This is a genomic window from Crocosphaera chwakensis CCY0110 (assembly GCF_000169335.1).
Lineage (GTDB): Bacteria > Cyanobacteriota > Cyanobacteriia > Cyanobacteriales > Microcystaceae > Crocosphaera > Crocosphaera chwakensis.
In genome coordinates, this window is the sequence record NZ_AAXW01000106.1 from 1 (window position 1) to 10,054 (window position 10,054).

At 35.2% G+C, this 10,054-nt stretch carries 8 protein-coding genes and 1 pseudogene; 3 read left to right on the forward strand and 6 right to left on the reverse strand.

Annotated features, from left to right (window positions below):
* Window positions 1-11: 11 nt before the first annotated feature.
* The 4 genes from CY0110_RS26820 to CY0110_RS26835 form a co-directional block, all read right to left on the reverse strand.
* Complete coding sequence (locus CY0110_RS26820) at window positions 12-503, reverse strand: hypothetical protein (RefSeq protein ID WP_008278801.1); 492 nt, start codon at window positions 501-503, stop codon at window positions 12-14.
* Between the two features lie 53 nt (window positions 504-556).
* Complete coding sequence (locus CY0110_RS26825; protein WP_008278802.1) at window positions 557-1,510, reverse strand: tyrosine-type recombinase/integrase; 954 nt, start codon at window positions 1,508-1,510, stop codon at window positions 557-559.
* 445 nt (window positions 1,511-1,955) lie between these two features.
* A complete protein-coding gene (locus CY0110_RS26830; protein WP_008278803.1) occupies window positions 1,956-3,764 on the reverse strand; it encodes a CHASE2 domain-containing protein in 1,809 nt (602 codons plus the stop codon).
* The gene (locus CY0110_RS26835) at window positions 3,736-4,257 is read right to left on the reverse strand and encodes a hypothetical protein (protein WP_071943966.1); all 522 of its coding nucleotides are present in this window, start codon (window positions 4,255-4,257) and stop codon (window positions 3,736-3,738) included. The genes CY0110_RS26830 and CY0110_RS26835 overlap by 29 nt, the downstream gene beginning before the upstream one ends.
* A gap of 27 nt (window positions 4,258-4,284) precedes the next feature.
* Between CY0110_RS26835 and CY0110_RS26840 the strand changes: the two genes are divergently transcribed.
* The gene (locus tag CY0110_RS26840; RefSeq protein WP_008278805.1) at window positions 4,285-5,241 is read left to right on the forward strand and encodes a tetratricopeptide repeat protein; all 957 of its coding nucleotides are present in this window, start codon (window positions 4,285-4,287) and stop codon (window positions 5,239-5,241) included.
* A 2-nt stretch (window positions 5,242-5,243) separates the two neighbouring features.
* Here CY0110_RS26840 and CY0110_RS26845 read toward each other — a convergent pair.
* Window positions 5,244-6,462, reverse strand: a pseudogene (locus CY0110_RS26845) (ISAs1-like element ISCysp2 family transposase).
* 151 nt (window positions 6,463-6,613) lie between these two features.
* On the opposite strand from CY0110_RS26845, the gene CY0110_RS26850 reads away from it, so the two are divergent.
* Entirely contained in the window at window positions 6,614-7,774 is a 1,161-nt protein-coding gene (locus CY0110_RS26850) for a CHAT domain-containing protein (protein WP_157464672.1), read from the forward strand.
* Between the two features lie 26 nt (window positions 7,775-7,800).
* On the opposite strand, the gene CY0110_RS26855 is transcribed toward CY0110_RS26850, so the two are convergent.
* Window positions 7,801-8,454 carry a hypothetical protein gene (locus CY0110_RS26855; protein WP_008278809.1) on the reverse strand — a complete coding sequence of 218 codons (654 nt, stop codon included), beginning with the start codon at window positions 8,452-8,454 and terminating at the stop codon, window positions 7,801-7,803.
* A gap of 31 nt (window positions 8,455-8,485) precedes the next feature.
* Here CY0110_RS26855 and CY0110_RS26860 point away from each other — a divergent pair.
* On the forward strand, window positions 8,486-10,054 hold a 1,569-nt coding region (locus CY0110_RS26860; protein ID WP_008278810.1), incomplete at its 3' end, for a filamentous hemagglutinin N-terminal domain-containing protein.

Below are 10,054 nucleotides of genomic sequence, written 5' to 3' on the forward strand. Positions count from 1 at the left end.
AAGAGATTTAACTAAACTGAAATTGAAATTTCTCTCCCCAAATAATTAAAAATAACCTGTGAGGTTTCTGGATCGTATCTTTGATTCAAACAGGCAGCCATCGGTACAACTTTCCCCGACGAAGTATCGTAAAAATGGCTAGGTAAGTTAATACCTAGTTTTTCTATTTCAAGTTTATTCAATACATTTTCAATAGCTTCTACAGCTAAGAATAATACTTCTTGTTCTGTTGCTCTAAACCCATCAACTACACAAAAAGTACAGGGGAGATCATTTAAAAAACCATGAAAACAACCACCATCTGGATAAGCAACATCCCAAATATACGCACCTTTGAACTCACGAGAAATGTCTTTGCCTTCCTCACTAAGATATTTAGCATCTCCTAGGTAAGCATTTAACGGAGTCTCTAGAATAAAAGATTTATTATTTGTTTTCCAAATGGCAATAGTAAAATCTTTGTATTTGTAAGTCTTATATCTTTTAATTGTTATATATTTCATTAATTTTATTCTCTTTTTTTTGAAAAAAACAAGAATTAACCCTATGTTTTTTATTATAAATCCTCTTCTAATAATTCACTCAATTCTAACTGGTCATGATTTCGATTATCGTCATAAATCATCAATGTATTCAGATTCTTATGCCTTGATAGTTTTTGAACTTTTCTCACATCCCCATCACTCTTATCAAGGGCGGTGGTAATCGACGAATGCCGAATCCTATGAGGAGACATCAACTTATCAATTCCTGCATCTTTGCAATAACAACGAATGATTTTGTAAAGGCCATCTCCACTCAACCGACTGCCCCTCGAACGAGAATCTAAGGATATGAATAGAGGCGACGATGACTTAATACCTGCACTGCCCCTATCTGCCAACCAATCGCAAATCGCCTTAATCGTCTTAGGAGACAAATCCACCGACTCTTTTTCGCTGCGGCCTTTCCCTCGAACCCACAGTATGCGCCTTGATGGGACAAAATCTCCGATATCCAATAAACTGACCTCATTACGCCGTAAGGCATTAGACCAGAACAACATCAACAACGCCCGATCCCTTTTCCCCTTTAACGTGGTCAAATCACATAAAGCCAAGACCTTCTTAAACTCTGCTAAAGGAATTCCTGATGTATCTCGATACGGTTTTAATTTCTCACTACTCACCGCATCTTTTAAAGAATATTGACATAATCCTAAGCGATTCGCCGTACTGACAAAGGATTTCACCGCACTAATTTTACGGTTAATGGTCGTCGGGGCTAACTCCCGTCTTTTCAAAGTTGCCTTGTAGGCCATCAAAGCGGCGTTGGCTTGGGACTGAGATACCTTTAAAAAGGCACTGACTAATTCTTCATCAACTTCTTTCCCTGACATCACCTTAAAAAAATAGCGTAAATCCTTCTCGTATTCACGACGGGTCATGGCCGATGACTTGTCCTCTAACCAGAGGGCGATCGCTCTAGCGATGGGGGATGAGTCTGAATTAAAACGGGTTAACTTAGCCACTTTGAGGTCAAATATAACAACGATTTAGCTATCGAAAAAACTTATTTTCGTTACCATTACACCTTAATTTACCATAATTTGAACTACATTAGTTATAAGCTTTAAATTTTGACTTTATCTTGCTTTTCAGATAATTGATCTACTTTTGCTTGTTCTTAGTCTAATTTTCTTGTACAACTTGATACAAATGACAACGACAAGTTGTAGTTAATTGACTTATAATAAAATTTCCAATCATTTTTTTTTACTATTAGTTTTTAGCTTTTTATCCTTATTTAGTACATTGGTATTTTTATTGTCCAGTTAGTCTCTTTTTCTAAACACTCAAGACGAATTTCTCCTGAATAATAATTAATAAGTTCTTCGCAAAAATAAAGAGTAAAATTATTAGTAGCATAAACCGATTGAATTTTTAAATATATAATTAAATAGTTTGGTTCTAGATTTAAAACCAGAATTTCATTAGCGGGTATTCCTTTTCTTCTATTTGATGACTTAGAAAAATATCATCAAAAATTCGATTAAAGATAATTAATAATTTATGGGTTTCTCTTATAAAAGTAGATGCAGGAGTAACTTTTAATGTTATCAAGTCCAATAAATCAACACCATATTCGTTATAGATTACTCGCCTAATAGAACTAATTATTTCATCTATCAATGATTGAATTTCAACTAATCCTTGAGGTAAGTTACTTTCTTTATAGGTTAGAGAAGCTAACGAGTCTAATGTCGGAAAATATATAGCCGTTTTTTGACTTATATATTCTATTTTTTCCATTATTTGTTGATAATATATCGTTAATTGAGAAACACTTTGGTCAATTTTTATTTTATGCTTAGGGTTAGAAACGAATTGATTAATTTTTTCTGTTAATATTTCTTCTTCAGTTGAAATTAGGTATTTAGAATTAGAAATATATTGTAAAGTTTCTGTTAAAGATTCCTCAAATGGAGTTAATAAAACTGCATAATCTCTATAAATTTGTCGCTCATCTATTTTCTTTTTTAATCGCTCATTAAGAGCTAAAATCTTGTCCTTTTGTCTCTTTTGTTGCCATTCATAATCAAAAATAGCCATAATTATTCCTAAACTCCAAAGTAAAATTAAAGTAGGAATTATAGGTATCCAAATACCAAGAATAAATAAACTATAACTTAAGATGGCTATTATTGTAGAAGTCGTTAACAAGAAAACAGTTAATAATTTCCATTGAAGAAAAAATTCATTTAGACAAAAACAGATAATAATTCCGAAAACGACTAACCCAATATTAATTTCTAATTCTTCCCAGAATTTAATTAAAGGTCGCTCTCCTAGAGCGTTACTAATAATAACAGATGCTAATTGTGCCTGAACCTCCATCCCAAACATCAGTTCAGGAGAAGAAGACAAGGTGCGACTAAAAGGGGTAAAAAAATAGTCTTTTTTGCTCGAAGCATAAGAGCCAATAATTACTAATTTATCTTTGAAAATAGAAGGTTTGATATGTCCACTCAACACATCAGATATTGATACGAACTCAAATTCCACATTCCGCCAATTCAGAAAAATTTGATAGCTACCGTCATCAATTTGAGTGTACGGCCCTGATGAATTACGGAATGGCCAAAAAGTTGCTTGATTTAGCTGTAGCCAGCCTTGCTCTGCTGGTTCTGGGTAAATTCCTTGCTTGGCTAAATATTCGTAGGCTAAAACCAATCCTAAATTTGGTAAAGCAGGAGGTTTAGTTTGAGGGAACAGAAACATTCTTCTTAGCACCCCATCACTATCGGGTTGTACTGCTACTTCTGTTATTTGCGATTGATTAATTGGAGGAGGAGCTACTGGTGCGAAAAGTGGATTTTCTCTATCTCCTGTTTGTTTCCCTACACCATAAAAATTAGGATTTGTCTCAAATAGTTCCAAAAGTTGTTCTCTTCCTTCGCCTACTGGTTGATCTCGGAAAAAATCTACTCCTACAGCTATTGGCTCTTGTTGTTCGATTCTTGTTAGCAATTGTGCCATTGTGCGATCACTTATTTGCGCCGATTTAAAAGCTTGGATATCTTCTTCAGTTTCCCCAACCAACACTATGCGTCGATCCATGCCTTCAGACGGCTGTAATTTGAACAATAAATCCACTGCTAACCATTCTAACCATTGTAGTCCTCCTAAATGCCTAATCCCGATAGTAGTTATAGTTACTGCAATTGTTAACAGTAACTTTAGACAAAAAAGCCTATTAATTCGACTCTTGATCTTCTTTGGCATCAAATTGTATTCCGCGTTTTCCCTCAAGATACAGTTGAATAAGTTGATCACTCGCTGTCTCATAATCAACTTTTATTAAATCTACTGACAATATCTTAGCGTGCCGAATTTTATTGTCACACAGAAGTCCTGCTACTACCTTATAGTTTTCAGATTTAGCTAATTGTGACGACAATTTAATGGTAATATATTGTTGTTTACTTATAACAATCTTTCTTTCTAAGACTACATTTAAGTCTTTGTCTCTAACTACAATTAAAAAAGTTTCTTCAGGAGAAGCTGGTTTAATTTCAAATAATAAAATGGGTTGGCTCAATTGTGTCGTTAATGGGTCAGTGCCAATTAAAGAAAGTTCTCCTTGTTCAACCATACATCCCCTAGTGCTACTGGCACTGGTACGCTCGGAATCCCTTTGTTGCTCTGGTGGCTCATAAGCCGTTAGAAATATAGATGAGAAAACTATAAGATAAAACCATACTCTTTTTTTAACCATAAATAAATTTACTATCAAAATTTTTTAATGCCTGATTTATTCTATCGTTATCGTCGCTCAATAGTTCTTTTTTGCCTAGTTGCATTATTGGTGGTCACATTCCCTTTACGTGCTGTCTCAACTGATGACCTACTCCTTAACTTAAACCAAGCTCAAAAATTAATTGATCAAGGCAATTTTAATCTGGCTTCTACTATGCTTGAATCCATTGAAGGAAAATTATCGAAACAAGCTTATCCGTATTATCAGGCGATTACTGCCAACTTATTTCTACGACAAGGATTATTTAACCGAGCTATTGACATTTATAGTAGTCTATATCAACAAAATTTTGGTGAACAAACTAATAATTATCTCAAATTGCTTGATAACTACATTCAAGCTATTTTAGGTAGAGCCAAAATTTACTCTTTCTTGGCTTCTGATGACATTGAGCGGCGAGACGAATTTTTGAAGATAGTGGACAGCGATCGCACAATGGCTATAGAGTTAGCCACTGAAGCGGTACAGCTTTCCTCATCAAATTCTGTCAGAGAGCAAATTAGAGCCAAGCTTAATTTAGGGAAAATTTCAGACAATTTAGTTGATTTAGCTACTCTCACCGAACAAATAGAGTCTTTATCAACTTCTCGTGATAAAGCTCAATTTTTATTAGAATTGGCTCAACTTAGTCCAGATTCTCCCCCCACAATCAAAAAAGCTGTTGAGGTTGCTTTGGAGGCTCAAGATCCCCTTAGCTTATCTTGGACATGGAAAGCATTAGGAGAATACTATGAACAAAAAGGTTTATATGAGAAGGCTTTAGAAGCTAGTTATCGCGTTATATGGGCTTCTGAGGAAGTTCAAGATTGGCTAGGAAGTATCCAAGGACAGTGGCTTTCAGCTAGAGTTTACGAAAAATTAGACCAATCAGCACAAGCTAATGCAGCGTACCGCAATGCTGTTAACACTGTAAAAACTTTAAGGGCTGATTTGGCAGGGTAAGCTCATCTAAAATCCGCTTGATAGAAGGTATTGAGAACAGTCATCATATAGTTGTTATTCATAGCAGCTTGCTTCATTTTCTGGCGAAGACTACGTTTAAATGTTTTTTCTTGATGGAGAACATTAAGTGCTAATCGTCTTAGAAGAGCAAAGTTCTGTGGACTATATTCTGACCGAATACGACATTGATCTTCTCGGAAGGTGACATCGAGCTTCCAATGAAGATTGTTTTCAATGCTCCAATGAGTGCGAATAGCATAGCAAAGGAATTGGGCATTGGGAGGTAAAGAGGTCAGGTAAAACTGAATATCGTGGGTAGTCTTGTTCCACAAGTGACGGATGCGTTCGACTACAACAATTGTTTGTAGTCCAGACCATTGTTGTTGCTGGTAAAGCTCTCCCATAGCTGCTACTGGTATAGCCCAAACGTATCGTTTCTCGGTGCGGTGATGACCCTTGGTTACGGTTTTGTAGTAGTCATGATCAATGCCATCCCAACCTTGAGTCCTTGTATCGGTGAACCATTGCTGGACTTGAGAAAATAAAGTGGGATGATTAGCTTTGAGGGTGAGAATGTAGTCAGCTTTTCGCTCACGGATTTGTTCGACAATGCTGGTTTGAGTTCCCATGGCATCAATGGTGATGATCGAGCCTGTAATGTCTAATAGTTCGATTAGGGCAGGGATGGCTGTGATTTCGTTGGAATGGTCTTCTACTTTGACTTGTCCTAACACCAGACCCTGCTGGGATGCCCACGCTGTGACCGTATGTAAGGCAGACTGTCCCTTATTGCGATCGTAAGACCCCTTAATGTTTTGCCATCGATGGGGATAATTTCACCTTGAATTGAATTCATTATAGATTGAACCCATTTTTGTAGGCATTTTTGCAGGGATTTTGGGTCAATTCTCTCAAAAACTCTTCTAAATGTGTCATCACTCGGTATTCCGTGAGGTAGTTCTAGAAACTCTGATAACCACTCCTGTTTTGCGATACCATAGTTCTCCATATCTTCCCAACCTTGGGCCCCTGCAATTACTGCCAATATAGCGATCGCCAATACATCTTTAAGGAGGTGTTTTTTGCTTCTTTGTACTCTAGGATCTTCTATTTCTTTGACATAGCCTAATAAATTGTTTTGGATTTCATCAATAGATGCTATATTTCCCTTTTTGTGTTTTTTTTACTAGATTGTTTTTGGTCTGCAAACCCGTTGGCCATGTTCTGATTCCATAATTACAAGAGTCCTAATTGTACTTTGTTTTTTTGATTTTAAGTCTCTTTTTTCCTCACCTATACTTTGCTTTCTTAGTCAAGTAAATTTTATACCATTTTAGATGAGCTTACCCTGGCTGATTTGGCTGGAAGTCCAGTGGGACAAAACCTTTTTTTTGACACTATTGATCCGTTATTGCGAGATTTTTTATCCTTTTTATTAAGCCAACCTGTTGTCTCTCAAGAAGCTTTGGCAGAAACCATTGAGATTATTCGTCTTAATCAATTAGCTGAGTTAGATAATTTCTTTGGAGATATATGTCAAATTGAATTTGACTCTCCAATAACTCAAGAGGCTGAAGATGTTTTGATATATACTCTTTTATTACCTGAGAATTCCTACGAAATTATGAAGTTTTCTGATGGTTTTTATCAATTAGTTGAGCTTGGAATAACAGGCGATTGTTTAAAAAAAGCTGTTTTAGATTGGCGGAAAAATCTTACCGATGCTTTTTATGGTAACTATCGTCCAGGCAGTAAAAATTTATATGAAATATTAATTAAGCCAATAAAAATTGAACTCGAATTGAGGAATATTAAACATATAGTTTTTGTTCAAGATAGTTTACTTCGTAATATTCCTATGAGTGGTCTTTTTAATAAGGATTCTCAACAATACTTAATAGAAAATTATCTTATTAGCTACTCCTTAGATTTGGGAGGCTCTCTACTTACAACACAACCTAAAAACGCCTTAATTTTAGGTTCTTCTGAACCTACATCAACTTTTCCCAATGCGCTTCCAGGAGTGCTACAAGAAACTAAACTTATTCAAGAACTTATTGGAGGCACACGATTAATTAATAAGTCTTTTACTCCTAAAGCTCTAGAAAATAATCTTGCTCAAAAAGATTATGAAATTTTGCATCTAGCCAGTCATAGCCGATTTTCTGGGCTATCTGAAGAAGTTAAAATTCAAACAGGAACGGAAGTTTTAAACTTATTTGAATTTGATAATTTGTTAAACCAAAGAAAAGCGTCGATTAAACATTTATCTCTTAGTGCTTGTGAGACAGCTTCAGGTTCGCGCTATGCCACATTAGGGGTTGCAGGAATTGGGCTTCGTGCTGGAATTTCTAGTGTTTTAGGCTCTTTGTGGTTAGCAGACGACAAAAATAGCGTCGAATTCTTTCTTTCCTTTTATCAATCTTGGTTAGAAAATAATTCAGTGGCTAAGGCATTACAACATGCACAAAAAGAACAAATTGAAAAAAATATTAACCCTACTAACTGGGCTAATTATATTCTAATTTCATAATTTTTTTTTCAAACTTACTGATTCGATTAGAAATTAATATGATTTGCCATTGCCCACAGAGCTTTTGCGTGGCGAGCTTGCCAAAAATCAAGAATTTCTTCAACTTTAGGGGACTCTCTTTTTAGCACTTCATGTAAATAATTAGCGTGCCTAGCTTCATCCTTCGCTATACTCAACAAACCCATTTTCAATTTGCGTTCTTGAAGATTGTCTTCTGGCAAAGCTTTCGCCATTAATTTATAATCTTTTGCTGAACTTGCTTCTAAAACGTATGTACTAGCTGCATAGACACTCCAATTAATGTTTTCAGGAATAAGTTGTTCACGATCATAGCCTTCAAAATAAGCAATGAACATAGGACTGGCTTTCTGCTCTGATGATTTACTATTAGGATCAAAAGGCTCGACTTTTTTGCCATATTTTTCAAGGGTGTAGGCAAAAATTCGACTATGTTTTTTCTCATCAGATGCGTGCATTTGCAATTGCTGACTTAACCATTTTTTCCCTTCTAATTTGGCTCTTTTCTGTAAAGCCTCCAAATAAGGAACCGAACTTGCTTCGGATAAGTAGAGAGATGTTAGAATATGCGGACGAGTTTTTCGATCTCGAATCTGACGAGCCAAAACATAAGCCTTCGCTCCTTTTCCAGTTAAATCCAAAATTTGGGTTAAAAAATCCATACTCTCGTTAAACCACAACATCTTTTATATTATGAAAAAAATACTAAAGCAGCAACCTAGTAAATTAATTGCTTTATTAGTTATTGGAATAATAAGTTCTTCTAAGCTCCTTAATGCTCAAATCGTTCCCGATCAAACTTTACAAAACAATTCAACTATTACCATTGATCAAGGAGTAATAAATATTACAGGGGGGACGCAGGTTGGAACTAATTTATTTCATAGCTTTAAAACTTTTTCATTTTCAAAAGAAATGATTACTCATTTTAATAATTCTTTAGCTATAGAAAATATTTTTTCTCGTGTAACTGGTAGTTCTATATCCAATATCGATGGCTTGATTCAAGTTAATGGATTCGCTAATCTGTTTTTAATAAATCCTAATGGCATTATTTTTGGACCGAATGCGGCTTTAAACATGGGAGGTTCTTTTTTAGCTACTACTGCTAATGAGGTCGTTTTTTCTGATGGTACTGTATTCGGAGCAAAAAATAACTCAAATTCGGTTGTTTTGACAGTTAACCAGCCAATCGGACTAACTTTTGATAATCCTCAGCCAATTCAAATTAAGAATCAAGGTCATAATGTAAATTTTAACGCCTTTCCCGCTTTTAATTTTCCTATATCTGGATTACAAGTTTTCAATAAAAATTTATCAATTTTAGGAGGTGATGTCATTTTTGATGGTGGAATTTTATCAGCTATCAATGGAAATATTAATGTGGGTGCTGTCCAATCTGGTTTTGTGTCTTTCAGTTTTATAGATAACAAGTTGGCTTTAAACTATGACAAAGTTTCGCATTTTAACAACATTGATCTTAAAAATCGCTCATTTATAAATACAATTGGTTTATCGCCGGGTTCTTTAAATTTTTATGCTAAAAATTTAAGTATTACTGATGGCTCAATTGCAATGATTTTTAATGTAGGCTCTGACTTTGGCCACTCGCTCACTGTTGAAACGACTGATTCTTTAACGGTTAGTGGTAAAAGTGAGGAACTCAATCAATCTAGTTTTATCACTACTCAAACAATTGGGACAGGTAGTAGTGGGAAGATTAATATCAATACCCCACGATTATTTGTTAACAGTGAAGGAATAATAAGTTCACTAACCCTTTCAGAAGGACAAGGTGATGATATCAATATAGAGACTCAAAAGTTATTTGTAGAAGGAGGAGGAGGAATTACCTCCGCTGTTCTTAGCACAGGTGATGGAGGTGATGTTAATATATTTGCTACTCAAGAAGTTAATGTATCAGGTTCGGCTCCTGGAGTAATTCTTTCTACTTTTCTTCCTGGTTTTTCTAATTTCCCAAGTTCGTTAGGCAGCTTTACAGGTAGTACAGGAGATGCTGGAAATCTTTTTATTATCAGTAACAATTTAAAAATTATTGACGGAGGGAATGTCGGAACCGCTACTTTTGAACAAGGTAATGGAGGTCAGGTGTTTATCGATGTTCAAGATTCAATCGAAGTCAATGGAGTGACTCCACTTTTTTTTCCTAGTATTATTAATTCAGCAGCTTACGGTGATGGACAGGCAGGACAAATTATTTTAAATAGTAATCATTTAAAACTTTTAGATGGAGGAAATATA